The organism is Labedella endophytica (assembly GCF_003990045.1).
Taxonomy (GTDB): domain Bacteria; phylum Actinomycetota; class Actinomycetes; order Actinomycetales; family Microbacteriaceae; genus Labedella; species Labedella endophytica.
The window spans coordinates 289,993-316,956 of sequence record NZ_RZGZ01000002.1; the positions used below are offsets into that span (position 1 = coordinate 289,993).

Genomic DNA, 26,964 nt, shown 5'->3' on the forward strand with positions numbered 1-26,964 from the left:
CGCGCTCGCCCGGCGGGACCGGTCTTACTCGCCGGCGAGGACCACGTTCGTGAGACGCGGGTTGCCGACCGGTGAGGTGACGAGGTCGCTGATCCGGTCGCTCGTGACGTAGGAGTACGTCTCGAAGAACAGCGGCGGAGCGGGGAACTCCTCGAGGATGAGTTCCTGAACGTCCGCGTAGGCAGAACCGTCGCCCGTGTCGGCGGCGTCGGCAGCGTCGATCGCGGCCTTCACGTCCGCGTCGTACCACGGGATGCAGTTGGCGCAGCCGCCGTTCTCCACGAAGAACGGTCGCAGCGTCGCCTGCTGGCTCGGGTACAACGCGCCCCAGCGGGAGAAGAACGGTCCGTCGATGTTGCCGGCCGTGCGGTTGTCGGAGAACTCGGCCCAGTCGGCGCTCGGCACCGCGGTCGCGTCGACGCCGAGGTTCTGGCGCAGGTTGTTCGCGATGGCGTTGTAGAAGTCGTCGAGACCGCCGCCGCCCGGGAAGGAGATCTCCATGCTGCCCTCGAAGCCGCCGGCCTCGTCGAGCAGGTCCTTCGCGGCATCCGGGTCGTACTCGCAGAACTCGCCGCAGATGTCCTCGGGCGTCCCCGGTTCGATCGCCGGCGTGAAGGCGGTGGCCGGCGTGTAGGCGCCACCGTAGATCACGTCGTTGATCGTCTCGCGGTCGATCGCCATGGAGATCGCCTGGCGGACACGCACATCCTGGTAGCGCTCGTCCCACAGCGGAAGACCGAGGTACGAGATGCCCGGGGCCTCGAACGAGTAGAAGTTGTCGCCGAAGTCGTCACCGGCCTGCGGCAGACGGCTCGCGGGCACCGATGCGACATCGAGGTTGCCCGCCTGCACGTCCGTGTAGGCCGTGGTGTCGTCCGTGTACGGCACGAACGAGATCTGGTCGGTCGTGGGGGCGTCGCCGGCGAAGTCGTCGTAGGCGGTGACGACGAGGGTCTCGTTCTCGACGTAGTCGCCCTCGAGCTCGAACGGACCGTTCCCGATCGGGTGCGTGTTGTACGCGTCCAGGTCGTCGAAGGCGGACTCGGGCATCGGGTACATGGCCGTCTGCGCCTGGCTCACCTGGAGGGGGAACTGGCTGTCCGGGCCGATGAGCTCGACCGTGAAGGTGAGGTCGTCGACCACGGTGAGGCCGGACATCTCGGTGATGCTCGGCTCCCCCTCGGCGGGGTTGAGGTCCGTGTAGCCGACGATGTTCGCGACCTGGCCGGAGTTCTCGAACGCGTTGGGGCCGTAGGCGACGGTGTTCCAGGAGTCGACGTAGCTCTGCGCGGTCACCGGGGTGCCGTCGTGGAAGGTCCAACCGTCCTTGAGCGTGATGGTCCACGTGATGTTGTCGTCGGACTCGATCGACTCGGCCTGGACGTAGTTGAGCGTGCCGTCGGACTCGAGGAAGCTGAGCGGGGACCACACGGCCATGTTGAAGTCGTAGGCCACGAGCTGGCGGCCCGGGGTGAGCGTTCCGGGGTCGGTCACGCCGAAGGTGATTGCTCGGGTGCCGTCGTCGGCGGTGTCCGAACCGCCGGTCGCGCAGGCCGTGAGGCCCAGGGCTGTGACCAGCAGGATGCTTGCCGCAGCTGTGCGCTGATTCCTTCTCATCGTTTCTCCTCGTCGGGGTGCAGAACAGGGGTGGAGCCTGAATGGTGCGGGGGTGCGAGTGGAGCGGGGTGCGAGAGGCACGGTCGGCGCGGGATGTGCGCGGGGAGAACGTGCGAGTCGATGCGGTGGAGCCAGCAAACCCCCCGAGCGTGGGACGCGTCAATACTTCGGCGTCAGAAGTTTCACAAAGTAATGAAACCTAAATATGTTCGAAACAATCGCGCTGAACGCGCCCCGCCATCGGCATGTGCGTACGCAACTGCCTTCCGCGGGTGAGATTTGACCCGCGGAAGGCAGTTGCGTACGCAGATCGGAGGTCGAGCAGACGACGACCGGGTACGAGGCGGAGCGGTCGGCGAGGAAGGACCGCTGAGAGCGGGCTACCAGCCCCAGGTGCCCGGAGCGCCCTTGAAGGGGCCGACGATCTCGGATGTGATCCAGCCGCCGTAGAAGTCGCCGTCCTGCGCCTGCACCACCTCGCCTCCCACCTCGCAGCTGTCCATGCGGCCCGGGTAGAGGGCGATCATGTCGCGGAGCTCGGTGAAGCCCTTCCGCGGGGTCGCGTAGAACCAGCCGGCGGACGGAGCCACGGCGCCGCCCGAGACGACGTCGAGATAGGAGGCCTCGCCCTTGAACTCGCAGAACGTGGTGCCGGCGGCCGGCCGCAGCGAACCATCGACGAAGGCGCCGCGCGGCACGTAGAACACGGGAGGATGGCTCGTCTCGAGCACGCGGACCGCGTCCGTCGTGTCGGCGATGACCGCTCCCCCGAAGCGCACGACCACGCGCTTCGAGACCTGCTCGACGCGCGGAGGCCGCGGGTAGTCCCACACGGACTCCTGACCGGGACCGGCGGGAAGGGGGACGACGCGACGCGATCGGTTCGAGGTCATGGTCCATTCTCACCCCGCGTACCTCGGAACGGGCGCGATCGACCTTCCGCGTCCGCCGCAGCTGTCAATACACTGTGCGTCATGTACTTGCTGATCTCGGCCGTGACCTTCCTCGTGATCCTCCTGGCCCTCATCGACATCATCACGCGCCCGGACGACCAGGTGAAGTACCTGCCGAAGCTGTTCTGGGTGGTCCTCGTGATCCTCCTGCCGTTCCTTGGCAGCATCCTCTGGGTCACGGTCGGGCGCGAGTGGGGCGGGAGCGGCGAGAGCGTGAGCTTCGGCGATCGCCGCCGCTGGGATCGAACGGCGACGGAGTCGGCGGCTACCTCGACGCGAACGGCACTGTCCCCGGCCCCTCAGCGCGCCCTGTCGACGGAGGAACAGCTCGCCGCCCTCGAGCGCGAGGCCGAGTTCTACGAGAAGCAGGCCCGAATCCGTCGCCTGGAGGCGGACCTCGACGGGAAGCGATCCTCGGAATCCTGATCGGGTTCACGTCGACCGGCGCTGGGGGCTCTCCGGGCCTCGCACGGCGGAAGCGTGATGTCGAGGCGAGGGCGGCAGTTCGTCGCCGAGGGCGCCACGAGTACATGGCGCCCTCGCTCGGGAGTAGCCCTTTGGGTTATTCACGGGTGGGGTACTCGACGAAGGCGAGGGCGTCGGAGTCCGGCGACCAGCTGTTGACGTTGAGGGTGCCCTGGCCACCGAAGACGGCATAGGTTTGGATCGGGCTGGACCAGTCGTCCGTCGAGACGACGGTCACGACCACGGGGACGTCGGCGGGGTGGCCGATCGTGCCGGGAGGGAACGAGACGTAGGAGGCGAACCGGCCGTCGGGCGACACATGCGGGAACCAGTCCACCGTGTCGCTCTCGACGAGACGTTCGAGCCCCGTTCCGTCCACTCGGATGCGGCCGAGCTGGGCGTGTCCCGGTTCGGTCGTGAACGCGTCCGAGTTGAACACGATCCACTCTCCGTCCGGCGTGAACTCGGGCCCGTCGAGGTGACCGTCACCGGTGTCGAGGTGGCGCACCTCTCCCCCGGCCGCCGGCACGAGTCCGAGCCGTCCCTCCGGGTCCCGGCCATGGTGGTCGCACGGGATCTCCACGAAGGCGAGCGTCCCGCCGTCGGGGCTGACACCGTGGAGGTAGTGCCGAACGCGGTCATCGGAGGTGATCCGGCGGGCCCGGCCGCCGGACAGCGGAGCGACGTAGAGGTGTCCGTCGTCGGACGTGAGGAACACGTCGTCTCCGTTCGGGGCGAGCACGTGATCGTTGTTGAGACGGGAGACACCGTCGATCTCGATCGGGGTGAGGCCCGCACCGTGCGTCGGCGGCAGTGACCAGAGTCGGCCCCCGCCGTTGACGACGAGCCGGCCATCGTCCGACCAATTGGGGGCCTCGACGAGGATCTCCGTGCTCTCCGTGACCACGAACGGTTCGCCCGAGAGCGGCGCGACCCACACGGTGCTCCACTGTCCGGGCGCGTGCCGCCGCCCGCCGCTCGATCCGGCCGACTGCTGCGCTGCGTCCATACATCGATGGTAGGCCGGTGGTCCCGGCACCGACAGAGCTCGGAGTGATTCAGCGCAGGGCCTTCCGGAGTGTCGGTGGGTCCCACCACACTGGGGCCATGACATTCGCGAACGTGGGAACACTCGGGGTCCAGCCAGGCAAGCGCGACGAGGTGATCGAGATCCTCACACGCCCGTCCTCCGAACTCGCGGCGAGCGGCTGCCTCAGCTACGAGGTGGGCGTGAGCGACGACCATCCCGAGACGGTCTTCGTCACCGAGCTCTGGGTCTCGCCCGATGCGCATCGCGCGTCCCTGCAGCTCGACAGCGTGAAGGCGTCGATCGCCGAGGCCATGCCGCTCCTCTCCGGCGAGTTCGGGGGCTTCCAGTTCGAGGTGGTCGGGTCCCCGTTGCGCTAAGGAGAACGGGAGCTAGCGAGAACCGGGACGATCCGCGTCCGGCGGTCCCGCGGGGACATCCCAGCCCTCCTGCGGGGTCTCGCACGTCTCGCGGTAGACGAACTGCGACGGTAGCTTGCGCTGATGGCTCGACCAGTCGATCGCCGGACGGCGCTGCTCGGGCGGCAGATAGCCGAGCCGGTAGACCGCCATGAGCTCGAGCTCGTCGGGCACGCGCAACAGATCCACGATCTTGTCCCACTCCCCCGGCACCTCCATGGGGAACGAGACGAACTGGATGCCCATGCCGAGCTCCGTCGTCGTGAGCCAGACGTTCTCCATCGCCGCCCCCATGCTGAACAGGGAGTAGAACGACGACAGTTCGCCCGGCCGGTACTCGGAGCGGTCGAGCATCACCCCGAGAAGCAGAGGCGACCCCGCCACGAGCTTCCGATTCTCGGCGCCGAGCGTGCGCGGCACGCCGAGCGCGTTCATGAGCTTCTGGCCGCGCGACGTGAACGCCTGGCTCGTGAACGGCCGCAGCGGCGCGGGGAGCTTGTCGAAGAGCATGCCGTCACGGCGACGCTCCATCTCGGCGGCGCTGAACCGGAAGTACGGCTTGTAACGCTCGAAGAACGTGCCGTTCGACATCGCCGTCGTCATGCTCGACCCGCTGATCTCCGCGACGCGCTCGATCGTCGACCGCTCCTCCACGATCACGAAGCGCCACGGTTGGCTGTTGAGCTGGGACGGCGCCCGCCCGGCCACCTCCATGAGGATGCGCTGGTGCTCCTCCGACACGGGGTCCGGCAGGAACGGGCCGTTGGTGGTCTTGCGACGGCGGATGGCATCGAGCAGATCCACGGTCACCTCCAGGATCGGATGAGTCCGGCGAGGACGAACGGCGCGGCCGCGAGTGCCACGACCATGTGCCGGTTCGAATGGGTGCCGAGGAACGGGATGAGGGCGAGGGGTACGGCCGCCGGGGCGAGGAGCGCCGCGGCCGCGCGCGACGAGGAGCGCGGCCGACCCCACCAGGCGGAGCTCACGGCCACCGCGGTGAGGGTCGACGTCGAGACGTAGAGCGCGTGGTGCACCCAGCGCACGTCCGACGTGTCGATCCTCGAGGTCGCGACGCCCGCGCCCACGGCGCAGTTCGCGACGTAGCTCAGGGATGCGGCAGAGAACAGGATCGCGGGGGTCACTCCAGAAGTGTTGTCGAGGGTGCGGACCGGCACAAGCCCGTGCGGCTCACGGCGACGATGCTACGCGGGGGTGGCCGCGATGCTGTCCTCGGTGTCGCCATCGCCGCGACGCTCCGCGACGCGACGGCGGCGTCGATCGAGCAGCGCCATGGTCGGGGCGGCGGTGATGCCGTGGACCAGGATCGAGCCGACGACGACGAGCGAGACGAGCGCCCACAGGTGCTCGCCCCCCGGGAACTCGCCCTCGTCGAGGGCGAAGGCGATGTAGAAGAGCGAGCCGACACCCCGCACGCCGAAGAACGAGATGACGGCCCGCTCCCCCGGTCCGGTTTTGCCCGGTGTGAGACCGATCCACCCGGCCACGGGTCGGATGACGAGGAGGAAGACCGCGACGACGAGCACGTCGAGCAGGCGGATGTCGTCGAACAGCCCCCGCGCGACCGCCCCACCGAGGAGCACGACCACGGCGATCGTCAGGAGTCGCTCGATCTGCTCGACGAAGGTGTGGAGGACGGCGTGGTAGCCGTGATTGCGCTCGGAGCCCCTCATCGAGCACGCGCAGACGAACACGGCGATGAAGCCGTATCCCTCGGCGGACTCGGTGGCCCCGTAGGCCAGGAACGTCGCGGCCAGCGCCACGAATCCCTCGCTCTGCGTCGTGAGGTTCAGTCGCTGCGACATCGACGAGAAGAAGAGCTTGCCGAGGAGCCGGCCGACGAGGTAGCCGATCCCGATCCCGATCGTGAGTCGCCACGCGAGGTCGACGACCGCCCACTCGCCCAACCACGCGTTCGGCGCGACCCCGACGAGACTGATGAGGATGGCGGCGTAGGTGAAGGGGAACGCGAGTCCGTCGTTGAGCCCGGCCTCGGAGGTGAGCGCGAAACGCGCCTCGTCGTCCTGGGCCTCGGCATCCGTCACCGGTTCGCTCACCTGGACCTCGGTGGCGAGCACCGGGTCCGTCGGGGCGAGGGCCGCAGCGAGGAGCACGGCGCTCGCGACGCCGAGCCCGAGGACCGCCCAGCCGAGCAGACCGATCGCGAGCATCGACAGCGGCATGGTGATGGCCAGGAGCCGCCACGTCGTCGACCACCCGCGGAGCGACGGCCGCCGATTGATCGCGAGTCCCGCTCCCATGAGGGAGACGATGACGCAGATCTCGGTGAGGTGCAGGGCGACTTCGGGGTGCGCGAGCGGGTCGGGATCCGGCAGGTCCGGGAGCAGCGTGAAGCCGAGGATGCCCGCACCGAGGAACACGATGGGCATGGAGATGGGCGCTCGCCCGAGGACCCGCGGGAGCAGGGCGGCCACGATCGTCGCCACCCCGATCGCCGCGAAGATGGCTCCCGAACCGTCGAATTCGAGCACGGTGCGTCCTTTCCGATGTCGCGCCGAGGGGGCCGCGAGGGTGGGCGACGCTCCGGACGGAGAAAGCCGATGATCAGCATCACACCCGAACGAGCCTTGGGGTACGGCGTTGACCCGTTTCCGTTCGTGTGCCGGGGGCCGGCCGTGCCGGACGGTCGCCGCTCACCGCCGGTGACACACACGCCGTCGCGATTCGCGAGAGACTAGGAGTCCACCGAACGGAAAGAGCACCCATGACCGAACCGGTCGACGCGCGAGTCGCCGTCTACATCGACTTCGACAACATCGTCATCTCGCGATACGACCAGGTGCACGGTCGGAGTCAGTTCATGCGCGACAAGGCGCGCGCCTACAGCTCCTCGGCGAAGGCGTCCGACACCGACATGGCCGGCAAGCTCACCGAGGCGACCGTCGACATCGGCGCAGTCATCGACTTCGCGTCGTCGTTCGGCACGCTCGTGCTGACGCGGGCCTACGCCGACTGGTCGGCACCCGTGAACGCGGACTACCGCGGCCAGCTCGTGAGTCGGGCCGTCGACCTCGTGCAGTTGTTCCCCGCCGCCGCGTACGCCAAGAACGGAGCGGACATCCGCCTCGCCGTGGACGCGGTCGAGGACATGTTCCGCCTCCCGGACCTCACCCACGTCATCATCGTCGCGGGCGACTCCGACTACATCGCACTCGCCCAGCGCTGCAAGCGACTCGGCCGCTACGTCGTGGGTATCGGCGTCGCCGGCTCCACGAGCCGTTCCCTCGCCGCCGCGTGTGACGAGTTCGCCACCTACGACGCCCTCCCGGGCGTCAAGCCCGCCGTGACCGCTGCCGCGGCCCCGCGCATCACCCCCGCGCCCGAAACGGATGCCGAGCCCGTCGCGACCGAGGGCACAGCGATCGCCTCCGGCGTTCCGATCATCACGTTCCAGCAGCCGCCCGTGGAGGCCACGCCGCCGAAGCGTCGCCGAGCCAAGACCGTGCGCGCCACGGAGGACGACGTCGAGCCGGAGCCTGAGAACCCCCAGGAGGTCGCCACAGGCCTCCTCGAGCGCGCCCTGCGGCTCGGTCATGAGAAGGACGACGACGCCGAGTGGCTCCACTCGTCCACGGTGAAGACGCAGATGAAGCGCATGGACCCGTCCTTCAGCGAGAAGGCGCTCGGATTCCGTACCTTCACGGACTTCCTCGAGTCGCGCAGCGACATCGCCGAGCAGGAGCAGAGCGATAGCGCCCGCCTCGTGCGCCTCGTGCCTGATCGCGTCGCCGCCGACTGATCGGATCGAGCCGACGCGGCTTCAGTGCAGGTCCGCGTCGGCTTCCGTCTCGGTCCAGGAGTGGAACGTGACGTCGAATCCCGAGCGCGTCGGCGCGCAGAGGAACGGTCCGACCTCCACATCGGCGTCCGCGGGGAACGGCGCGACCCGCACGAGCCGGAACCGCTCGTCGTCACGTCGCGCGCGAACCGTGACGGCGCCGCCCGCGCGGCTGACGCGCACGACGATGCGGTGACCGGCCCAGTCGTCGACAGGCCCGATCGACCAGTCGGACATACCGTTGGTGACGACCGCCCCGAGACCGAGGGATCCGTCCGCGTATTCGACCCCGGCCTTGATCCAGGCCTGGTCCGACGCCCTCACGAAGATCCCCGCCTGATCGAATTGACGCGAGTACTCGGCGGAGAAGGCCACCTCGACGGCCCGACCCTCTCCGAGCGGCGCGACGAGCGCATGCTCGGTGTCGTGCACGAAGCCGTAGCTCGTGACGCGCCAGGCGTCGCTGCCCTCGACGGCCGTGACGACGAGGCCATCGTCGGTCTCCTCGGCCCCCGCCGGCGGATTCGTCCAGCGGCCGTCCGACCACGGGATCTCGCGGCGCTGCGGTGTCTCGGCGTCGGTCATGGGCTGTCTCCTTCGACGGTCGGCGGCCAGCCCAGCGTGTGGGCCGTGTCGCTCGACCCTATCGATCGGGCCGGTGCGGAAGACCCGAGAACGTCCGATCCAGACGCGGTGGCTGTTTGGCCACCCCTTGTCGCACGGATGCGATCCGGCATTCACTGGACACTGACCACTTGCGACCTGTCGCTCGAAAGGAAAACCCATGAGCACCCCGATGAACGACGACCGCCCGGTCGACCGCACCGAATCGACGCCGGAGCACGCCGCGCACGCCGCCCCGGCCCCCGCCGCCACGAACCGAACGATGCGTGAAGAGGTCGTCGCCCGCGAGAAGGACGAGTTCGGTGGGATGAAGTTCGGCTCGGCCTTCTTCGGCTGGCTCACCGCCACCGGCACGATCGTGCTGCTGACCGCTCTCGTGGCGGGCGCCGGTGCCGCCATCGGCCTCGGGTCGAACGTCGACCCGGACGCCGTGGCCGACGACGCCGCGCAGAACGCCGACACGATCGGCATCATCGGCGCGGTCGCCGTGCTCGTGATCCTATTCGTCGGCTACTACGCCGGCGGGTACGTCGCGGGCCGCATGGCCCGCTTCAGCGGCGCCAAGCAAGGGCTCGCCGTCTGGCTCTGGGCCCTCATCATCGCCGTCGTCCTCGCGATCGTCACCGCGATCGCCGGCAGCCAGTGGAACGTGCTCGCCAACCTGAACACGTTCCCCCGCCTTCCGATCGGCGAGGGCGAACTGACGACCGTGGGCATCGTCACCGCGATCGCCGCGCTCCTCGTGAGCCTCGGTGCCGCGATGCTCGGCGGGCTCGGCGGCATGCGTTTCCACCGCAAGGTCGACCGCGCGGGCCTCGGCCGCTGAGCGTCGATACACGAGCACGACACGAAAGGACGGCGGGCCCTCACAGGCTCGCCGTCCTTTCGTCGTTTCACCCGTCGAGCGACGGGCGTCAGCCCCGAGCCCGCGTGACCACAGCCCGCGCCGCGAGGACGACGGCCCCTCCCGCGAGCAGCCACGGCCCCGCCACGATCACGGGGTCGATCCACATGTGCTTGAGGTCGGCGCGACGACCGTCGAGACGGGAGCCCACGGGGCGGTGGCCGAGCTCGGCGAGCACGCCCGATTGTGTGATCGGTTCGTCCGGACGCGTGGTCGCGAAGGAGACGAGGTGGCTCTCGATCGCGTCCACGCGGTCGCCGAGGATCAGCAGGAGCCAGTGGGCTGCCCGTGCCTCGCTGTACCGCGCGTAGGCGTGGCGGCGGATGACCCCGGAGAGTCCTTTCAAGTGAACGGTGTCACCGAAGACGGGCGGCAGCTCCTCGTGCTCGATGGACCGCTCGCGCGGCTGGGTCTCGGGCTGTCGATCGGGGAACGTCCAGTGCGCTCCGGTCGCTCCGGGATCGAAGCGCTCGCGCGGAACGGCGGGACGATCCGCGGGATCGAGGTCGGCACCCCACCCGGGGATGCGCGCGCGGAGATCGTCCGCGCTCTCTCGGGGTCGTGGCTGGTCGGCGGTGTACGGCATGGCGTGTCCTTTCCGTCTAGACGGCGCTCGGCACGATGACCGGCTTGATGCAGTCGTCGAGCTTGGAGGAGAAGAGGTGGTACCCCTCGCTGATGTGCTCGAGGGGTATGCGGTGGGTGATGATGTCGCTCGGCTTCAGGTGTCCCGCACGGATGTGCTCGAAGAGGCGCGGCCACTGCCGCTTCACGGGGCACTGGTTCATGCGCAGCGTCAGCCCCTTGTTCACCGCGTCGCCGAACTTGATGGCGCTGAAGATGGGTCCGTATGCGCCCATCACGGAGACGGTCCCACCTTTGCGCACCGAGTCGATCGCCCAGTTGAGCGCGACGGGGGAACCACCCTGCAGCTTGAGTTTCGACCCGGTGATGTGCTGCGTGAGGTTGCCGTCGGCCTCCGCTCCGACGGCGTCGATCACGACGTCTGTGCCGAGGCCGTCCGTCGTCTTCTTCATCTCCACGACGATGTCGTCGAAATGCATGAAGTTGCGGGTCTCGGCGTAGGCGAACGTACGCGCCTTCTCGAGTCTGTAATCGAGATGGTCGATCACGATGACCCGGCCGGCCCCCATGAGCCAGGCGGATCGTGCGGCGAAGAGGCCGACGGGTCCCGCCCCGAAAACCGCGACGGTGTCGCCCTCCGAGATGTCGCCGAGCTGGGCGCCGAAGTATCCCGTCGCCAGTGCATCGGTGCACATGAGGGCGTCGTCCTCGTCCATCCACTCGGGGATGAGCTGCGGGCCGACGTCGGCGAACGGCACCCGCACGAACTCCGCTTGGCCGCCGTCGTATCCGCCGGCGGTGTGGGAGTAGCCGTAGATGCCGCCGACGGCGGTCGCGTTGGGATTCACGTTGTGGCAGTTGGAGTAGAGCCCGCGCGCACAGAACCAACACGAGCCGCAGTACACGTTGAACGGGACCATCACGCGATCCCCGATCGAGAGGTTCTCGACGGACGAGCCGATCTCCTCCACGACGCCGATGAACTCGTGCCCGAAGGTGGTGCCGACCCGGGTGTCGGGCATCAGGCCGTGATAGAGATGCAGGTCGGATCCGCAGATGGCCGCGCGGGTGACCCGCACGATGGCGTCGTTCGAGTGCTGGATCTTCGGTCGGTCCTTCTCCTCCGTCCGGACTTTGTACGGTCCCCTGTAGGTCATCGCTCTCATCGGTGCCTCCGTTCCCCGCCCCTCGAGCGGACTGATGTGCTTCGGCCCACGCTCACAGGCGTCGTCCGCGGCGGTCAAGCTGTTGCGAACGGGAAATCCGTCGATCCCACGCACCGCCCACCGCGGACGTCGGCGTAGCCTGGAGCGGACGCCGCCGTCGGGGCGTCGAAAGGAGACCCCGCCATGCGAGACGCTCTCATCGTGGACGCAGTCCGGACACCGAGCGGTCGGGGGAAGCCGGGAGGCGCCCTCAGCGGGATCCACCCCGTCGACCTCCACGCCCATGTGCTTCGGGCACTCGTCGAACGCACCGGGATAGACCCGGCACACCTCGACGACGTCATCGCGGGAGCCGTCGGGCAGGTCGGGGAACAGAGCGGGAACACCGCGCGCTGGGCCGTACTCGCCGCCGGCTTCCCCGAGTCCGTCCCTGCTGTCACGATCGACCGCCAATGCGGGAGCAGCCAGCAGGCGATCCACTTCGCGGCGCAGGGCATCCAGAGCGGTGCGTACGACCTCGTGATCGCCTCGGGCGTCGAGTCGATGAGCCGTGTCCCGATCGGCAGTCAGACCGCCGGAGCGGATCCCTTCGGTGCCGGCGTGGCCGCTCGCTACCCCGACGGCCTCGTGCCGCAGGGCATCAGTGCCGAGCTCATCGCGGCACGCTGGGGCCTCTCTCGCGAGAGCCTCGATGCGTTCGCGGCGGAGAGCCACGCGCGCGCCGCCGACGCGACGCGCTCCGGCCGCTTCGCCCGGGAGATCGTACCCGTGCCCCAGGGCGACGGACACATCGACCGGGACGAGACCGTTCGGGAGGGGACGACGGCCGACGCCCTCGCGGCACTTCGACCGGCCTTCGCGGACGACGCGTGGACGGAGCGATACCCCGAGATCGATTGGCGCATCACGGCGGGCAACGCCTCGCCGCTCTCCGACGGCGCCTCCGCGGTGATGCTCGCGAGCCCCGAGGCCGCCGCGCGGTGGGGCCTCCGACCCCGCGCCCGCGTTCACAGCGTCGCGGTGGCGGGAGACGACCCGGTGACGATGCTCATGGGCATCCTGCCGGCCACGCGGAAGGTGCTCGACCGTGCCGGGCTCTCGATCGACGACATCGACGCGTTCGAGGTGAACGAGGCGTTCGCGCCCGTCGTGCTCGCGTGGCTCGCCGAGACGGGCGCCGACCCGGCGCGCGTCAACGTGAACGGTGGGGCGATGGCGATCGGCCACCCGCTCGGCGCGAGCGGCGGCCGCCTCCTGACGACGCTCCTCGGCGTCCTCGAGCAGACCGGCGGGACGTTCGGGCTGCAGACGATGTGCGAGGCCGGTGGGCTCGCCAACGCCACGATCATCGAGCGGATCGACGGCTGAGCACTCGGGTTCCGACCCGGCGGCTCCGAGCGGCGCGAGCGTAGCACCGCGGCGCGAACGCCAGACACCCGGTGCGCGCCCAGCACGCCCGTCATAGGCTCGCCGCATGAGTTCACCCGTGACCCTCCTCATCCTCGGCGCCGGCGGCGACCTCACCAAGCGGCTGCTGCTGCCCGGCCTCGCGAGCCTCCTCGCTCACCACGACCACGACGTCACCGTGATCGGAGCGGGTCTCGACGACGACGTCCGCGCGGGGTGGACCGATCTCGTCGCGGCCGCCATGCACGACGCCGAGGGCGAGGACCCCGTCGACGAGCGGCGAAGCGACGCCGAGAAGACCGAGTCGGTCGAGGACGACGCCGCCCCGACGCAGCGCCTCATCGAATCAACCCGCTACATCACGGCCGACGCGACCGACCCGGACGCCCTCCGCGACCTGCTCGCGGCCTGCACGGGCACCCCCGTCATCTACTTCGCGCTGCCCCCGGCCGTCACGGCCAAGGTCTGTGAGGCGCTGCAGAAGATCGACGTCCCCGAGGGCACGCGCCTCGCGCTCGAGAAGCCCTTCGGCGTGGACGAGGAGAGCGCTCGCGCCCTCAACGCGCGCATCGAGTCGATCGTGCCCGAGAAGCAGGTCTTCCGAATCGACCACTTCCTCGGCAAGTCGACCGTGCTCAACATCCTCGGGCTGCGCCTCGCCAACCGCATCCTCGAACCCATCTGGGACGCGCGCTCGATCGAGCGCGTCGAGATCATCTTCGACGAGACGCTCGGTCTCGAGGGGCGCGCCGGCTACTACGACGGCAGCGGCGCTCTCGTCGACATGATCCAGAGCCACGTCCTCGAGGTGCTCGCCATCATCGCGATGGAGCAGCCACCGCGGATCGACGAGGTCGAGCTGCGCGACAACATCGCGCAGGTGCTGCGCAGCACCGAGCTGTGGGACGGCGACCCGACGACCTCCTCGCGCCGGGCCCGCTACACCGCCGGCACGATCGGAGACCGCACGCTGCCCTCGTACGCCGACGAGCACGGCGTCGATCCGTCCCGCTCCACCGAGACGCTCGCCGAGATGACGGTGCGCGTGCGAACCCGACGGTGGCACGACGTGCCCTTCATCCTCCGATCGGGCAAGGCCCTCACGGAGAAGCGCTCGCAGGCGCGGCTCGTGCTGCGCCCCGTCGCGCCCATCGAGGGAATCGAGGGCACTCCGCGCGAGCAGATGATCGTGCTCGACCTCAAGACGGGCGACGTCGAGATGCAGCTGACGATGAACGGAGGGGGCGACCCCTTCCGCCTCGAGCAGTCGGAGCTCGTCGCCCACCAGAACGCCGGCGACCTCCTCCCCTACGGCGAGGTGCTGCGCGGGATCCTCGACGGCGATCCGATGCTCTCGATCCGCGGCGACGTCGCGGAACGCTGCTGGCACATCGTCGCGCCTGTGATCGAGGCCTGGCGTCGCGGCGACGTGCCCCTCGACGAGTACGAGGCGGGGTCGACGGGCCCGACGGGTTGGGACGGCGTCGGTCCCGGTGTCGCCTGAACGCGACGTGCATTCCTCCCAGACGACGGACGTAGCGTGCGGGGTATGACCACCGGCCGATTCGCGCGCACCGCCGCGACCTGGAAATCCCACCTCCTCACGACCTTCTCCGGCGAGAGCGACGGACGTCCGCGGTGGGTCGAGGACATCGCGGAGGGCGACGACGCCGGCTACTTCGGGCCCGGATCGGCGAGCTGGGCCGTGCACGGCGGCATCCCCACGCTCGTCGCCGGCATCCGGGCCCTGCTCGTGCAGACGCTCCACCCCGGCGCGATGGCGGGCGTGCACGACTGGTCGCGCTACCGCGAGGACCCTCTCGGACGCCTCTCCGGCACGATCCAGTGGCTCGTGACCGTGACGTTCGCCGACACGGCGGTCGCCGAGCGCGAGTCCGCGCGGGTGAGCCGCTTCCACGCGCGCGTCGCGGGCACGTATCTCGATGCCGCGGGCAAGGAGCAACCGTACTCGGCGGGCGACCCCGAACTGCTCGCATGGGTGCACGTCGTCTTCACCGACGCGTTCCTGTCGTGCCACGAGCTGTGGGGAGGCCACATCCCTGGCGGTGCCGACCAGTACGTGAGCGAATGGGCGAAAGCGGGCGAACTCGTCGGCGTCGTCGACCCGCCGCGCTCCGAGCGCGCGCTGCGGGACGCGCTCAGCGCGTTCCGTCCCGTCATGAAGACCGACGAGCGCGTCGCGGAGGCCGTGAGCTTCATCCGTCGCCCGCCCCTGCGCCCCTCGATGATGCCCGCCTACCGGATCCTCTTCGCCGGGGCGGTCGCGTCGTTGCCGGCGGAGTACCGCCGACTCCTCGGGCTGCGACGCTCGCCCCTCCCCGTGGTGACCGCGACGCGGGTGGTGCTGTGGCTCGTCGGCCGCGTGCTCGGCACGTCCTCCACCTCGGAGGACGCCGCCCGCGCCCGCATCGCCCGCCTCCGTACCCCCTGACCCGGCCTTCTCCCCCTCGTCGCATCCCAGCCAGATGCTGCGTTCGAGCGTCTTTGCGGCGGTACAGCGCAGCAAAGACGCTCAAACGCCACACGTGGTGGGGATATGGGAGCCGTGGGGGGCTTCAGGCGCGGTTCAGCGGGCGTCCGACATGATGGGGGGACGAAGCGGCGATCGGACGTCGTCCGGCGGGAGAGGCAGGTCAGCGCGTGCGCATCCTCGTCGTGGACGATGAGAAGCGGCTCGCCGAGGGACTCCGACTGGGGCTCGAGGCCGAGGGCTTCGCCGTGGACATCGCGGACAACGGGATCGACGGGCTGTGGTTCGCTCGCGAGAACACCTACGACGCGATCGTTCTCGACATCATGATGCCCGGCATGTCCGGGTATCGGGTGTGCCAGACCCTCCGCGAGGAGGAGGACTGGACCCCCGTCATCATGCTCACGGCGAAGGACGGCGACTGGGACCAGATCGAGGCCCTCGACACCGGGGCGGACGACTACCTCACCAAACCGTTCTCGTTCGCCGTGCTCGTCGCCCGCATCCGAGCCCTCGTGCGGAGGGGCGTACGCGACAGGCCGACCGTGCTCGAGGCCGGGGACCTGCGGCTCGACCCCGCCTCCCGCCGCACATGGCGCGGGGACGCCGAGGTGGAGCTCACGAGTCGCGAGTTCGCCGTGCTCGAGTTCCTCATGCGACGACGCGGCGAGGTCGTCACGAAGCGCGACGTGCTCGGCAACGTGTGGGACGACGACTTCGAGGGCGACCCGAACATCGTCGAGGTGTACGTGCGCCACTTGCGCAACAAGGTCGATCGGCCGTTCGGTCGTTCCGCCATCGAGACCGTGCGCGGCGCGGGCTACCGGCTCGACGGGCACGGGGGCTGATCGTGCGCCGGCTCCGTCTCTCCTCCGTGCGCGCTCGCGCCACCATGGCGGCGACCGCTGTCACGGCGATCGCCCTCGTGATCGGCTCGGTGGTGTTCGTCGGCCTGTTGAGCCGCTCCGTCGTCGACAATGTCGGCGCCGTCGCGTCGCAAGACCTCGCCCAGTACGCGCGCTCCCTCGAGGCGGACGACCGAACGGACCTGTCCGACGATGACGACGATCGCGTCGTCTGCCTCATCGGCCCCACGGGCGCCGTGACGGACGGGGACGGCGAGTGCGCGGACGAGACGTCCGCTCGCGTGCTCGTCGGCGTCGAGTCCGGCGCCGCCCCGGAGGCGATCTCGCTCGACGGCGATCGGTATGTCGCGGTGGCCGACGAGGTGTCGGTCTCGGCCGACGGTTCCGGTCCGGACACGCGGGGCGACGACGACAGCGATGACGACACCGCCGATACCGATGACGACAACGAGAACGACGACGTGGACAGCGACGACGCGCGACTCGTCGTCGCCCTCCCGCTCGACGAGGCGGACGACGCCGTCGGCGTCGCGACGACGCTCCTCGCGGTCGCCGTGCCGCTCCTCGTCGCCTTCGTCGCCCTCGTGACGGCGATCGTCGTGGGACGCGCACTCCGACCCGTCGAACGCATCCGCCGCCGCGTCGAGGGGATCGGGGCGTCCGATCTCTCGCAGCGCGTTCCCGAGCCGTCCACGGCCGACGAGATCCAGTCGCTTGCGGTCACGATGAACGCGATGCTCGAGCGGCTCGACGCCTCTCAGCGATCGCAGCGCCGTTTCGTGTCCGACGCGTCCCACGAGCTGCGCTCGCCCCTCGCGGTGCTCCGACAGTACGCGGAGGTGGCGGCGGCCCATCCGGACCGTGTGCCGACGTCCGAGCTCGCCGCGACCGTGCGGGCCGAGGGATCGCGTATGCAGGACATCGTCGAGTCCCTCCTCCTGCTCACCCGCCTCGACGAGCGCGGGCGTTCCGAGCGCACCGAGAGGGTGGATCTCGACGATCTCCTGCTCGCAGAGGCCCGACGCGTTCGCGCCGCCGGCGCCGTCGAGGTCGACGCATCGGGCATCTCGGGAGCCCGAGTCTCCGGCGACCCGGCCCTCCTCGGCCGCGCCGTGCGCAACGTCGTCGACAACGCGGTCCGGCACGCCCGGTCCCGCATCGCCGTCATGGCGCGGACCGAGGGCGCCCGGTGCGTCATCCACGTGGACGACGATGGTTCGGGTATTCCTCCGGAGGAGCGCGAACGCGTGTTCGAGCGCTTCGTGCGCCTCGATGAAGGACGAAGCCGCGACGCCGGTGGCAGCGGCCTCGGCCTCGCGATCGTGCGCCACATCATGTCGGTCTCGGGCGGGACCGTCGCCGTCGGGGACTCTCCACTCGGCGGGGCCCGACTGACCCTCGCGTTCCCGTCCGCCGACGACTGACCCGAGCGGAGGCGGACTCAGCGCACGAACGGGAAGGTGAGCGTCTGCCGGATGCTCGCTCCCGTCGCGGCCATCACGATCCGGTCGACCCCCAGCCCGAGACCACCGGTCGGCGGCATCCCGAACTCGAGCGCCTGCAAGAAGTCCTCGTCGAGCTCCATCGCCTCCGGGTCGCCCGCGGCGGCCGCCAGGGACTGCTCGGTGAGCCGACGGCGCTGCTCGAGGGGGTCGTTGAGCTCCGTATAGGCGGTTCCGAGCTCCATGCCGAACGCGACGAGGTCCCATCTCTCCGCGAGGCCCGGGGTGTCGCGGTGGGGCCGCGCGAGCGGTGACGTCTCCGACGGGAAGTCGATGTAGAACGTCGGATTGGTCGTCCGGGACTCCACGAGTTCCTCGTACAGCCGCTCGATGAGCGCTCCCGAGCCATCGGTTGCCGACGAGGTCACACCGTAGGCCGCACACACGTCGCGGAGGATGTCGGCCGGCAGATCGATCGTGATCGGCATTCCGATCATCTGGCTCAATGCGTCGCAGACGGTGATCACCGGCCACTCCCCCGAGACGTCCACGCGTTCGCCGTCCGGTGAGACGAGCGTCGGGCCGCCGGACACGGCAGCGGCCATCCCGCGGATGAGTCGTTCGGCGAGGTGCAGCATCTCGGTGTAGTCCGCATAGGCGAGGTAGGCCTCCATCGCCGTGAACTCGGGGTTGTGGCTCGCATCGGCACCCTCGTTGCGGAAGTTCCTCCCGATCTCGAACACACGGGGCAGCCCCGCGACGACGAGCCGTTTGAGCGCGAGTTCGGGAGCGATCCGCAACGTGAGGTCGCGTCGATAGGCGTTGATGTGGGTTCGGAACGGGCGAGCGTTCGCTCCCCCGTTGGTGCGCTGGAGGATGGGCGTCTCCACCTCCAGGTAGTCCTCGGCGAGCAATCCGTCGCGGAGCGCGCGCACAGCACGCGACCGGGCGATGAGGGTCTCGGTGGCCGAACGGGACGTGGCCAGGTGCACGTGCCGGAGCCGGACCTGCGCCTCCGGGTCGCGGAGGCCGGTGCGCGCGTTCGGGGGCTGGCTCAGGGACTTCGCTGCGAGAATCCACCCGTCCGCGGCGATGCTCGGTTCGCCCGTGAGGCTCCGCGCGGGCCGCCCGGTCACGGAGACGAGATCGCCGAGGTCCACGCGAGCGAGCGCGGCGTAGCCGTCGGTGCTCGCCTTCTCGGCGATCACCTGGAGACGCTCGTGCTCCTCGTTCAGGTCGAGGAACGTGATGCCACCGTGACGGCGCCGAGCGACGACGCGGCCGGTCACGGACACCGACGCGCCACCGGCGGCGGACGCTCCCGTCGTGGCGAGAGCACGGACCTCCACGAGACTCGTCGTCCGCGGAACGGCGACGGGGAACGGGTCGACACCGGAGCCACGCAGCGCGAGGGCACGCTCGGCGCGCGGGTTGAGTATGCGCCGGTCCATCAGGGCGAGGCGAGACCGCGCCCACTCGTCGCCGAGCGCGATCACCTCGGCGCCGAAGGCGTCCGAGCGCTCCATCCGCTCCGTGAACGAGCGCGAGCCGCGGCCGGTGGCGAAACCCTCCGCGCGAGCGACGGCGACCATCGTGGCTCCGAACGTGGTGCCGCGCGACCACAGGATGAAGCGGGAGCGCCACTCGGGCTCGTACTTCTCGTTCGCGCGCCGGAGCGACTCGAGCTGCCAGTGGCGCGAGAGCAGCAGCAGGAGCGCTCGCTTGGCCTTGAGGAGGGGGCCTGCTCCGACCCGCGCCCCCCGCACGAGCAGATCGCGGAACACGGCGAAGTTGAGGGAGACGCGAGTGACTCCGAGCGACGCCGCCTGGGCGACGAGTTCCGAGACGAGGAACTCCGTGGCGCCGTTCGCCGCAGCAGGGCTGCGCCGCATCACGTCGAGAGACAGGCCGTCGTGGTTCCACGGCACGAAGACGAGCGCGGCGACGGTCGTTCCGGATGCATCATGCGCGGTCGCGACGAGCGACTGAGCGTCGGTGGGGTCGGCGACACGGGAGAGCGCCATCGAGAATCCGCGCTCCTCTCCCCCTCGGCGCCACTCGTCCGTGAGCGCCGCGACCTCCGCGAGCTCGCCGGGATCGAGCTCACCCTGCCGCCGGAACCGCGCACGGTAGCCATCTCGGCGCAGCCGCCTGCGGACCGATTCGATCTGCGGCGAGCGCAGGAGCGCGTCGGCGCGCGCATCGGTGAGGTTCAGCACCGCCTCGTCGCCGAGCACCATCCCCCGCATGCCGTGTCGTGCGAAATATCCGGCGGCCCGCTCCGAGGCCGCGACCACGGCCGGTCTCCACCCGTACCGCTGGACCGTCTCGAGCCACTGGGTGATGGCGGCGTCCCATTCGCTCTCCGGGCCGAGGGGGTCTCCGCTCGCCAACGCGGTCCGACCGACCACACGGTACGACACGGCGGCTCTCCGGTCCGCTGTGAACACGATCGACTTGTCGCGGCGGGTCGCGAAGTACGCGAGCGAATCATCGCCGGAACCGGCGTGGAGGATGCGGCGGAGGTCGAGCTCCTCCTCCTCGCTCATGAGTCGGCGGGATCGGGCGCTGCGCAGCAGGAAGGCGAGGGCGAGGAGAAGGCCGACGGCGGAGATGGAGGTGACGGCGACCTGCAGCTCGGGGCTCAACGGGACATCGCTGCCGTCGAACAGCCAGTCGCCAGGGTAGATACCCGTGGCGGCGTGGAGCGAGCGCCACCACACGTCCGTTGGCGAGCCTCCCGCCCCCGGGACCAGTTCCGAGACGACACCGCCGACGAGGACGGCGATCGCGACGCCGCCGGCGAAGATCGCGAGGGCGCCCGCAACGGATGCCGGCTCCCGCCGCGCGAAGAATTCCTTCCGAGCGCAGACGAGCAAGAGGACGAACGCCGTGGCGACCCCCGAGGCGATGAGGTCGTTCGGCCCGAGGTCGGCGAGCGACGGTCCGCCGTGCTGGGCCGCGACGAGATCGACGAGGGGAAGGAGGATCGTCGGGAGCTCGAACACCACGAGGAACAGCACGGCTCCGCGGAGCCGGCGCTTCGCCGCGCTGCCCACGATGAACAGGAGCACGGCATTGAACAGGAACGGTTCGGGGCTCAGGCCGAACAGCGCGAAATAATTCGCGGCCCAGTAGACCCCGTCGGGGAAGACGATGTTCGAGAAGACGACGAGGAGGAGCGTCACGGACACGGTCTGGAGGAGGCGCCCCGTCCACAGGGGGACGCGCGCCGTCCACGCTCCCGCATCCGAGCGGCGACGGGTTCGGCGACGCCGGGCCACGGTCTCCCGGGAGGCACGCGTCGGACGCTGTGACGTCGAACCGATCGGGTCCGGCGTCCGGTCCTCCGGTGAATGCGTGTCACGTTCCTGCGTCACGGTCATTCGACGTCCCTTTCCTCGCTCTGGATCGCACGCCGTCGATCTCGACGCGGCGGGAGCCATCGTGCCGCCGCTTCATAAGAGCCGGATATGAGTTCCTCCGTCCGGGCCGTCGACCACGTCGCGACGTCCTTACGCTGAGATCCCCGCCGCCCGTCCACCGAGAGAAGGACGCCCCATGGATCCCGACGCACCCATCCACCTGCCGCCGGCTCTCGCGCAGGACACGGGGGCGGATCTGTTGTCCACCTACTGGCCGGCGGCCATCGGGCTGTGCGTCGCCATCGGCGGCGTCGCACTCGCGGTGCGCGCGGCCAGGCGTCGCGGGTCGCGTCCCCGCAGACGGAGGGTGCTCGCCGCGAGCGGGTGGTCGGCCGCGACCGCCGTCGTCCTCGTCGGCTCGCTCGCACTCGGGGTGAACACCTGGGTGGGCTACTTCCCCTCGGGGTCGACCCTCTCCCGGTGGGTCGGCGACAAGATCGGTTCGCCGCAACCGGACTCGGGCGCATCGGGCGGACGCGTGACGTCCGACACGCACGGTCACGCCTTCCGCACGGCGCTCCCCTCCACCGCCGAGCAGGTGCCGCCGACGAGCGGCTGGGTGTACCTCCCGCCCGACTACGACGAGCCCGGGAGGACGACGCGCTACCCGGTCGTCTACGCCCTCCACGGCTCGCCCGGAAGCGCGGCCGACTGGTTCACCGGCGGCCGCATCGATTCCGTCATGGACGCGCTGATCGACGCCGGTGCACTCCCACCGACCATCGTGGTCTCACCCGATCTGAATGCGGGGTCGGACCACGGCGAGGACGAACCGCTCGACCGACCGGGAGGTCCGCAGGTGGAGACCTTCGTCACGACCGATGTCGTCTCGTGGGCCGACACACACCTGCGGACGTTGACCGACCCGACCCACCGCATCATCGCGGGAATGTCCTCCGGCGGACTCGGCGCGCTGCTCTACGGCCTGCACGATCCCGAGGAGTTCGGCGGCATCGTGTCGATCATGCCGTATGAGCACCCGTACACGGTGTCGATCCGGGACGACCCGGATGCGCTCCGCCGGAACTCCCCGTTGTCGGTGATCGCCGCTCGTTCCGCGGCCACGGACCAGACGGTCTTCCTCGGCCAGGGCGACGGCGAGCCGACCACCGAGGCGACGCAGATCCGTGACAGCCTGCGGGCTCAGGGCCAGACCACGACCCTGCGTGTCCTCCCGGGCCTCGGACACACCTGGACGGCTGCGCGCACGATCATGCCGTACGGTCTCGTGTGGACGGCGGAGCATCTCGGGTGGACACCGTCGGGATCCGGATCGTGAAGCGAGTGCCGTTCTCGTCGCTGTCGACGGACACGGATGAACCGGAGGCGTCCGCGAGCGCGTCGACGATGGCCAGCCCGAGCCCGACCGTCGTGCGCTCTCGTGTGTCCGTCGTCCCCGCCTGGGTGAAACGATCGAACAGGGTCGGCAGCGCGTCGGCGGGGATGCCGGGGCCGTCGTCCTCGACGAGGACCTCGACCGCCGCATCGGCCTCCACGATCGAGATGAGGACGCTCGTCCCCTCCGGTGTGTGATGACCGGCGTTCGCGACGAGGTTGAGGAGCATCTGGCGGATCCAGCCCTCGTCGCCGCTGACGACGACCGCCTCGTCGGGCATCGCCATCCGCCAGACGTGGTCCGGATAGGCGAATCGTGCGTCCGATACCGTCTCGAGGACGACCCGCGACAGCTCGACCTCCTCGCGCACCACCTCGGGGTCGGCGTCGAGCTTCGCGAGCAGCAGCAGATCGTCCACGAGACGGCTCATGCGCTTCGCCTCGGCCCCGATGCGCACCAGGGCGCCTGCCGTCTCCACCGGGTCGGCGTTCGGCTGCGCGTAGAAGTCCGCGTAGCCGCGGATCGAGGCGAGCGGGTTGCGGAGCTCGTGGCTCGCCTCCGCGATGAAGCGTCGCATCGACTCCTCGGCACGGTGCCGGGCCGTGAGGGAGACCTCCACATGCGCGAGCAGCCGGTTAAGCGCCTCGGCGACACGATCCGTCTCGGAACCCTCGAGGCGCGCGTCCCGCGGGACGCGCGCGACCACCCCGACCGCACCGGAGGACAGCGGGGTCGACGCGACGCTGCCGGCGACGTGCGCCACGCGCTCGAGCGGGTCGAGCTCCCGCGTGAGGATGCGGAACCCGATGCCGGCGGCCAGAGCGGCGATGAGGAACGCGCCGATGCCCACCCCGAGCATGTAGGCGCCCACGACGGAATCCGGACCGGTGAGCCCCACGCCGTTGATCACCGTGTAGTCGGTCCCGTCGTCCCTCGTGTACGGGGACATCGTCACGAGATAGGAGCCCTCCCCGTCGAGGGAGACGGTCTCGGTGAGGATACCCTCTTCGGCCCGTCGCTCGGGGTTCGCGAGCTGATCGCGGATCTGCCGGATCTGCGCAGCCGTCAGCGGTTCGAACGAGTAGTCGCGGCCGAACAGCGCCGATTGCGTCGGCTCGTCTCCCGTGAGGGTGATGTAGAAGGCGTCGGGCGGGATGATGATCGACGCATCGTCGAACGCTGGCGGACTCCCGGTCGCCTCGATGGAGGAGACCACCTCGGAGATGGTGCTGTCGGCCGAGAGGAAGAGCGTCGACTCGGTCTGAGCGGCGAGGCTCTGGCGCAGGATCGCGACGGACGCGATTCCGAGCACCACGAGAGCGGCGAGGAGGAGCGAGGACACCAGAACGATCAGGCGGCCCCTGAGCGTGCGCACCCGGCGTGGGAGACGCATCAGAGCTGCGCGGGCTCGGTCGACGCGCGCAGGATGTAGCCGACGCGCCGGAGCGTGTGAATCATCGGCGACCGTCCCAGATCGATCTTCTTGCGGAGGTAGGAGATGTAGATCTCGACGACGTTGGACTCCCGGCCGAAGTCGTATTCCCAGACGCGGTCGAGGATCTGTTCGCGGGTGAGGACCCGGTCGGCGTTGAGCATCAGGAATCGCAGGAGGGCGAATTCGGTCGCGGTCAGGCGGATCTCGACACCGCCTCGCGACACCTCGTGATTGTCCTCGTTCAAGCGGAGATCGCCCACCTCGAGGATCGGCGTCGGCGCTCCACTGCCGAGCAGCGGGCTGCGGCGGAGGAGCCCGCGCAGCCGGACCACCACCTCCTCGACGCTGAAGGGTTTGGCGACGTAATCGTCGCCTCCCGCCGCGATTCCCGTGATCCGGTTGGCCACGGTTCCGTTCGCCGTCAGGAACAGCACCATCGTCTCGGGCAGATCGCCGCGGATGGTGCGGAGGACGTCGACACCGTCGATGTCCGGCAACACCACGTCGAGGACCATGAGGTGCGGCCGCAGCCGTCGCGCCGCCTCGACGGCGGCACGCCCGGTGCTCGCCGTCTCCACCGTCCACCCCTGTCGGGCCAGCACGGCGGACAGCAGGTGGCGCAGGTTGGGCTCGTCGTCCACGACGAGGACACGGATGGACGTGGCGGCGGTCGGCGGAGAGTCCATACCGACATCCTCCACCCTCGCCGCACGTGTCGGATGAGGAGAACGTGGGCTGCGCGTGTGACGGTCGCCCGGGGCCCATCGTCCGACCGCCGCCGATCGAAACGCCGCCGCCTGAATATCCTTGAGCGGTGAGTTCCCCCGTCGTGACCGTCCGCCTCGATCGCCCCGACGCGCCCGACGTCCGCCGCCTCCTCGACGAGCACCTCGCCGACATGTTCGCGACGTCACCGGCCGAGAGCGTGCACGCCCTCGATCATTCGGCCCTCGCGGACCCGTCCATCACGTTCTGGACCGCCCGCGACGCCGACGGGGCGCTGCTCGGATGCGGAGCGCTGAGGGCGCTCGCCGGAGCGAACGGAGGCGGTGCGGATGCCGCGGGCGCCGGCGGCGAGATCAAGTCGATGCGCACGGGCGCGGCGGCCCGAGGACGCGGCGTCGCGACCCTTCTGCTCGCGACGATCCTCGAGAAGGCGCGATCGCGCGGGTACGACGCGGTCTGGCTCGAGACAGGGGCCGAGGACTACTTCGCCGCGGCCCGCCGCCTCTACGCCCGCTCGGGTTTCGTGGAGTGCGGGCCGTTCGGCGCGTATGCGGAGGACCACCACAGCGTGTTCATGACCCTGGACCTCCGCGATCCCTGACGCTCGGAGCTCAGCCCTCGGCCGGCGGCGCCTCGGCCATGACGGGACGGACCTCGAGCCATTCGCGATGCGGCCGGCCGCCCTTCCCCGGTGCCGCCGAGAGCTCGGCGGCGAGCTCGAGAGCGCGTTCGGAGGTGGCGACGTCGATGATCATCCAGCCGGCCACGAGGTCCTTCGTCTCGGCGAAGGGTCCATCGGTCTCGGGTGGCTGACCCTCTCCGCCGAATCGCACCCAGAGACCGTCCGCTTCGAGGGCGGTACTCGAGACGAACTCGCCGGTCGCGCGGAGACGATCGGCGAAGTCGTCCATGTACCGGAGGTGCGCCGCCCAGTCCTCCGCCGACCATTCATCGGCCGGAGCCTGATCCACGTCCTTCGGCCCGCGATAGTGCTTGAGGAGCAGGTACTGCGTCATCGTCGTCGCCTTCCTCGTAATGAGTCGATCGCTCCATTCTGGCCGCGCGGGCCGACGGTCGGAAGGGCCGTGCGTGCCCCGCCTCGGCGAGAGACGGCTCAGGCCCCGCCGCCGGACGGCCTCATCCACGCAGACGTACCCTCCGCCTTCCGCGTCGCCTCCTCCGGGGTGGCGGCCGCGGAACGCCCGGCTCGTGCCGATTCGTCGCGACGATCGGCAGCGGCCCGCCGAACCGGTGCGACGGCCAGGACGATCGCGACGATGAGCAGGGGGACGAGGATGACGGCTCCGGTGATCACCAGTTCCATGACCCGACGGTAGCGCCGGTCGCGTCGGCCGTCGGTGAACACTCGACGAACGATCGGACCGCGCATCCTGAACGGTTCTTCAGAATGCTTCAGGAGCGCTTCAGCACCCGCGCGGGACGATCAGGTCATGAACACGAACTCCGACCTCCCCGAGAACCGCCCGCAGGACTCCTCCTCCACCGCCCCGTCAGGTCAGACCGCTCCAACGGAGCGCCTCGACGACCCCACGACCAACTCCGCCACGACGACGCAGCAGGCGCCGCGTCGGCGCATCAGCAAGCGCACGTGGATCATCGGCGGCGCCGTCGCCGGAGTCCTCGCGCTCGGCGGTGCCGGTTTCGCGATCGCCGACGAGCTCACCGACGGTTCCGACGCCCTCGACGATGCAACGCGCGACCGGGTCGCCTCCTCCGCCCTCGCCTACACCGGCAGCGGTGAGTTCGTGAGCGCCGAGCGCGACGACGACGGCGGCTACGACGCCGAGGTGCGCCTCACCGACGGAACCGAGGTCGATCTCGACCTCGACGACGACTTCACGGTCATCCGGAGCGACGCGGACCGCGACGACGACCGGACCGGTGACGACAGCAACGGCAACGGTGACGGCGGCGCCGACGTCGACCGCGACGACGACGACGGACTCACGGACGACGACGGGACGACCGACCAGGGCTCCGGAGACGACGGAACGACGACCCCCGGCTCCGGGAACGACGACGACATCCCGCTCACCGCCGCGGAGACGACCGCAGCGACCGACGCCGCGCTCTCCGAGACGGGCGGTGGCGAGGTCGTGGACATCGACCGGAGCGACGACCGCGACCACGCGTTCGAGGTCGAGGTCCGGTTGCCCGACGGCAGCGAGGTCGAGGTCGATCTCGACGCCGACTTCGGCGTGGTGACGACCTCCCCGTCCGACTGACCCCTCGGAC

Annotated in this window: 26 protein-coding genes; 12 read left to right on the forward strand and 14 right to left on the reverse strand. The window is 69.9% G+C overall.

Annotated elements, in window-relative coordinates:
- Positions 1 to 24 precede the first annotated feature (24 nt).
- Both ELQ94_RS04890 and ELQ94_RS04895 read right to left on the reverse strand, forming a co-directional pair.
- Complete coding sequence (locus tag ELQ94_RS04890) at positions 25 to 1,617, reverse strand: peptide ABC transporter substrate-binding protein (RefSeq protein ID WP_127047788.1); 1,593 nt, start codon at positions 1,615 to 1,617, stop codon at positions 25 to 27.
- A 380-nt stretch (positions 1,618 to 1,997) separates the two neighbouring features.
- A complete protein-coding gene (locus tag ELQ94_RS04895; RefSeq protein WP_127047790.1) occupies positions 1,998 to 2,510 on the reverse strand; it encodes a DUF427 domain-containing protein in 513 nt (170 codons plus the stop codon).
- A gap of 81 nt (positions 2,511 to 2,591) precedes the next feature.
- Here ELQ94_RS04895 and ELQ94_RS04900 point away from each other — a divergent pair, with 81 nt between their 5' ends.
- Entirely contained in the window at positions 2,592 to 2,996 is a 405-nt protein-coding gene (locus tag ELQ94_RS04900) for a PLD nuclease N-terminal domain-containing protein (protein ID WP_127047792.1), read from the forward strand.
- A 136-nt stretch (positions 2,997 to 3,132) separates the two neighbouring features.
- Here the strand turns inward: ELQ94_RS04900 and ELQ94_RS04905 are convergent, their stop codons facing one another.
- On the reverse strand, positions 3,133 to 4,044 hold the full coding sequence (locus ELQ94_RS04905; RefSeq protein ID WP_127047794.1) for a TolB family protein: 912 nt from the start codon (positions 4,042 to 4,044) through the stop codon (positions 3,133 to 3,135).
- A gap of 98 nt (positions 4,045 to 4,142) precedes the next feature.
- On the opposite strand from ELQ94_RS04905, the gene ELQ94_RS04910 reads away from it, so the two are divergent.
- A complete protein-coding gene (locus tag ELQ94_RS04910; RefSeq protein WP_127047796.1) occupies positions 4,143 to 4,442 on the forward strand; it encodes a putative quinol monooxygenase in 300 nt (99 codons plus the stop codon).
- A gap of 12 nt (positions 4,443 to 4,454) precedes the next feature.
- Here ELQ94_RS04910 and ELQ94_RS04915 read toward each other — a convergent pair whose 3' ends face one another.
- Genes ELQ94_RS04915 through ELQ94_RS04925 form a run of 3 tightly spaced genes read right to left on the reverse strand, consistent with a single transcriptional unit; the run spans position 4,455 to position 6,994 of the window.
- Entirely contained in the window at positions 4,455 to 5,285 is an 831-nt protein-coding gene (locus ELQ94_RS04915; protein ID WP_127047798.1) for a nitroreductase family protein, read from the reverse strand.
- Between the two features lie 2 nt (positions 5,286 to 5,287).
- Positions 5,288 to 5,626 (reverse strand): hypothetical protein, encoded by a 339-nt coding sequence (locus tag ELQ94_RS04920; RefSeq protein WP_127047800.1) that lies wholly within the window; start codon positions 5,624 to 5,626, stop codon positions 5,288 to 5,290.
- 60 nt (positions 5,627 to 5,686) lie between these two features.
- Positions 5,687 to 6,994: a cation:proton antiporter gene (locus tag ELQ94_RS04925; protein ID WP_127047802.1), complete on the reverse strand. Its 1,308-nt coding sequence runs from the start codon at positions 6,992 to 6,994 to the stop codon at positions 5,687 to 5,689.
- Positions 6,995 to 7,227: 233 nt separating this feature from the next.
- Between ELQ94_RS04925 and ELQ94_RS04930 the strand changes: the two genes are divergently transcribed.
- Positions 7,228 to 8,262 carry an NYN domain-containing protein gene (locus tag ELQ94_RS04930; RefSeq protein WP_127047804.1) on the forward strand — a complete coding sequence of 345 codons (1,035 nt, stop codon included), beginning with the start codon at positions 7,228 to 7,230 and terminating at the stop codon, positions 8,260 to 8,262.
- Between the two features lie 21 nt (positions 8,263 to 8,283).
- Here the strand turns inward: ELQ94_RS04930 and ELQ94_RS04935 are convergent, their stop codons facing one another.
- The gene (locus ELQ94_RS04935) at positions 8,284 to 8,886 is read right to left on the reverse strand and encodes a DUF1349 domain-containing protein (protein ID WP_127047806.1); all 603 of its coding nucleotides are present in this window, start codon (positions 8,884 to 8,886) and stop codon (positions 8,284 to 8,286) included.
- Between the two features lie 199 nt (positions 8,887 to 9,085).
- Here ELQ94_RS04935 and ELQ94_RS04940 point away from each other — a divergent pair, with 199 nt between their 5' ends.
- Positions 9,086 to 9,751, forward strand: a complete 666-nt coding sequence (locus ELQ94_RS04940) for a hypothetical protein (RefSeq protein WP_127047808.1) — start codon at positions 9,086 to 9,088, stop codon at positions 9,749 to 9,751.
- 88 nt (positions 9,752 to 9,839) lie between these two features.
- Here ELQ94_RS04940 and ELQ94_RS04945 read toward each other — a convergent pair whose 3' ends face one another.
- Together ELQ94_RS04945 and ELQ94_RS04950 are read right to left on the reverse strand one after the other, a co-directional pair.
- Positions 9,840 to 10,415, reverse strand: a complete 576-nt coding sequence (locus tag ELQ94_RS04945) for a hypothetical protein (protein WP_127047810.1) — start codon at positions 10,413 to 10,415, stop codon at positions 9,840 to 9,842.
- Positions 10,416 to 10,431: 16 nt separating this feature from the next.
- Positions 10,432 to 11,580, reverse strand: coding sequence for a zinc-dependent alcohol dehydrogenase (locus ELQ94_RS04950; protein WP_127047812.1), 1,149 nt, complete (start codon positions 11,578 to 11,580; stop codon positions 10,432 to 10,434).
- Between the two features lie 183 nt (positions 11,581 to 11,763).
- Here ELQ94_RS04950 and ELQ94_RS04955 point away from each other — a divergent pair, with 183 nt between their 5' ends.
- The 5 genes from ELQ94_RS04955 (at position 11,764) to ELQ94_RS04975 (ending at position 17,768) form a co-directional block, all read left to right on the forward strand.
- A complete protein-coding gene (locus ELQ94_RS04955) occupies positions 11,764 to 12,948 on the forward strand; it encodes a thiolase family protein (RefSeq protein WP_127047814.1) in 1,185 nt (394 codons plus the stop codon).
- Between the two features lie 106 nt (positions 12,949 to 13,054).
- Complete coding sequence (locus tag ELQ94_RS04960; RefSeq protein WP_127047816.1) at positions 13,055 to 14,491, forward strand: glucose-6-phosphate dehydrogenase; 1,437 nt, start codon at positions 13,055 to 13,057, stop codon at positions 14,489 to 14,491.
- A gap of 45 nt (positions 14,492 to 14,536) precedes the next feature.
- Entirely contained in the window at positions 14,537 to 15,439 is a 903-nt protein-coding gene (locus ELQ94_RS04965; protein WP_127047818.1) for an oxygenase MpaB family protein, read from the forward strand.
- Positions 15,440 to 15,648: 209 nt separating this feature from the next.
- Positions 15,649 to 16,326 carry a response regulator transcription factor gene (locus ELQ94_RS04970; protein ID WP_127047820.1) on the forward strand — a complete coding sequence of 226 codons (678 nt, stop codon included), beginning with the start codon at positions 15,649 to 15,651 and terminating at the stop codon, positions 16,324 to 16,326.
- Between the two features lie 2 nt (positions 16,327 to 16,328).
- On the forward strand, positions 16,329 to 17,768 hold the full coding sequence (locus ELQ94_RS04975) for a sensor histidine kinase (protein ID WP_243696868.1): 1,440 nt from the start codon (positions 16,329 to 16,331) through the stop codon (positions 17,766 to 17,768).
- A gap of 17 nt (positions 17,769 to 17,785) precedes the next feature.
- Here the strand turns inward: ELQ94_RS04975 and lysX are convergent, their stop codons facing one another.
- On the reverse strand, positions 17,786 to 21,172 hold the full coding sequence (lysX, locus tag ELQ94_RS04980) for a bifunctional lysylphosphatidylglycerol synthetase/lysine--tRNA ligase LysX (RefSeq protein WP_166404661.1): 3,387 nt from the start codon (positions 21,170 to 21,172) through the stop codon (positions 17,786 to 17,788).
- Positions 21,173 to 21,347: 175 nt separating this feature from the next.
- Here lysX and ELQ94_RS04985 point away from each other — a divergent pair, with 175 nt between their 5' ends.
- On the forward strand, positions 21,348 to 22,490 hold the full coding sequence (locus tag ELQ94_RS04985; protein WP_127047825.1) for an alpha/beta hydrolase: 1,143 nt from the start codon (positions 21,348 to 21,350) through the stop codon (positions 22,488 to 22,490).
- Here ELQ94_RS04985 and ELQ94_RS04990 read toward each other — a convergent pair.
- Together ELQ94_RS04990 and ELQ94_RS04995 are read right to left on the reverse strand one after the other, a co-directional pair.
- Entirely contained in the window at positions 22,423 to 23,889 is a 1,467-nt protein-coding gene (locus tag ELQ94_RS04990; protein WP_166404662.1) for a sensor histidine kinase, read from the reverse strand. The genes ELQ94_RS04985 and ELQ94_RS04990 overlap by 68 nt on opposite strands.
- Positions 23,890 to 23,939: 50 nt before the next feature.
- The gene (locus ELQ94_RS04995) at positions 23,940 to 24,668 is read right to left on the reverse strand and encodes a response regulator transcription factor (protein WP_127047829.1); all 729 of its coding nucleotides are present in this window, start codon (positions 24,666 to 24,668) and stop codon (positions 23,940 to 23,942) included.
- 128 nt (positions 24,669 to 24,796) lie between these two features.
- On the opposite strand from ELQ94_RS04995, the gene ELQ94_RS05000 reads away from it, so the two are divergent.
- Positions 24,797 to 25,309 (forward strand): GNAT family N-acetyltransferase, encoded by a 513-nt coding sequence (locus ELQ94_RS05000; protein ID WP_243696869.1) that lies wholly within the window; start codon positions 24,797 to 24,799, stop codon positions 25,307 to 25,309.
- A gap of 10 nt (positions 25,310 to 25,319) precedes the next feature.
- Here ELQ94_RS05000 and ELQ94_RS05005 read toward each other — a convergent pair whose 3' ends face one another.
- Positions 25,320 to 25,724 carry a YciI family protein gene (locus ELQ94_RS05005; protein ID WP_127047831.1) on the reverse strand — a complete coding sequence of 135 codons (405 nt, stop codon included), beginning with the start codon at positions 25,722 to 25,724 and terminating at the stop codon, positions 25,320 to 25,322.
- Between the two features lie 98 nt (positions 25,725 to 25,822).
- A complete protein-coding gene (locus ELQ94_RS05010; RefSeq protein WP_127047833.1) occupies positions 25,823 to 26,032 on the reverse strand; it encodes a hypothetical protein in 210 nt (69 codons plus the stop codon).
- Positions 26,033 to 26,159: 127 nt separating this feature from the next.
- Between ELQ94_RS05010 and ELQ94_RS05015 the strand changes: the two genes are divergently transcribed.
- Complete coding sequence (locus tag ELQ94_RS05015) at positions 26,160 to 26,954, forward strand: PepSY domain-containing protein (protein WP_127047835.1); 795 nt, start codon at positions 26,160 to 26,162, stop codon at positions 26,952 to 26,954.
- The last annotated feature ends 10 nt before the right edge of the window (positions 26,955 to 26,964 follow it).

Bases quoted from the DNA above. Each gene is read 5' to 3' on its own strand.
- ELQ94_RS04890 (WP_127047788.1), bottom strand. From the start codon at position 1,617: ATGAGAAGGAATCAGCGCACAGCTGCGGCAAGCATCCTGCTGGTCACA.
- ELQ94_RS04895 (WP_127047790.1), bottom strand. From the start codon at position 2,510: ATGACCTCGAACCGATCGCGTCGCGTCGTCCCCCTTCCCGCCGGTCCC.
- ELQ94_RS04900 (WP_127047792.1), top strand. From the start codon at position 2,592: ATGTACTTGCTGATCTCGGCCGTGACCTTCCTCGTGATCCTCCTGGCC.
- ELQ94_RS04905 (WP_127047794.1), bottom strand. From the start codon at position 4,044: ATGGACGCAGCGCAGCAGTCGGCCGGATCGAGCGGCGGGCGGCGGCAC.
- ELQ94_RS04910 (WP_127047796.1), top strand. From the start codon at position 4,143: ATGACATTCGCGAACGTGGGAACACTCGGGGTCCAGCCAGGCAAGCGC.
- ELQ94_RS04930 (WP_127047804.1), top strand. From the start codon at position 7,228: ATGACCGAACCGGTCGACGCGCGAGTCGCCGTCTACATCGACTTCGAC.
- ELQ94_RS04935 (WP_127047806.1), bottom strand. From the start codon at position 8,886: ATGACCGACGCCGAGACACCGCAGCGCCGCGAGATCCCGTGGTCGGAC.
- ELQ94_RS04940 (WP_127047808.1), top strand. From the start codon at position 9,086: ATGAGCACCCCGATGAACGACGACCGCCCGGTCGACCGCACCGAATCG.
- ELQ94_RS04945 (WP_127047810.1), bottom strand. From the start codon at position 10,415: ATGCCGTACACCGCCGACCAGCCACGACCCCGAGAGAGCGCGGACGAT.
- ELQ94_RS04950 (WP_127047812.1), bottom strand. From the start codon at position 11,580: ATGAGAGCGATGACCTACAGGGGACCGTACAAAGTCCGGACGGAGGAG.
- ELQ94_RS04955 (WP_127047814.1), top strand. From the start codon at position 11,764: ATGCGAGACGCTCTCATCGTGGACGCAGTCCGGACACCGAGCGGTCGG.
- ELQ94_RS04960 (WP_127047816.1), top strand. From the start codon at position 13,055: ATGAGTTCACCCGTGACCCTCCTCATCCTCGGCGCCGGCGGCGACCTC.
- ELQ94_RS04965 (WP_127047818.1), top strand. From the start codon at position 14,537: ATGACCACCGGCCGATTCGCGCGCACCGCCGCGACCTGGAAATCCCAC.
- lysX (WP_166404661.1), bottom strand. From the start codon at position 21,172: ATGACCGTGACGCAGGAACGTGACACGCATTCACCGGAGGACCGGACG.
- ELQ94_RS04985 (WP_127047825.1), top strand. From the start codon at position 21,348: ATGGATCCCGACGCACCCATCCACCTGCCGCCGGCTCTCGCGCAGGAC.
- ELQ94_RS04995 (WP_127047829.1), bottom strand. From the start codon at position 24,668: ATGGACTCTCCGCCGACCGCCGCCACGTCCATCCGTGTCCTCGTCGTG.
- ELQ94_RS05005 (WP_127047831.1), bottom strand. From the start codon at position 25,724: ATGACGCAGTACCTGCTCCTCAAGCACTATCGCGGGCCGAAGGACGTG.
- ELQ94_RS05010 (WP_127047833.1), bottom strand. From the start codon at position 26,032: ATGGAACTGGTGATCACCGGAGCCGTCATCCTCGTCCCCCTGCTCATC.
- ELQ94_RS05015 (WP_127047835.1), top strand. From the start codon at position 26,160: ATGAACACGAACTCCGACCTCCCCGAGAACCGCCCGCAGGACTCCTCC.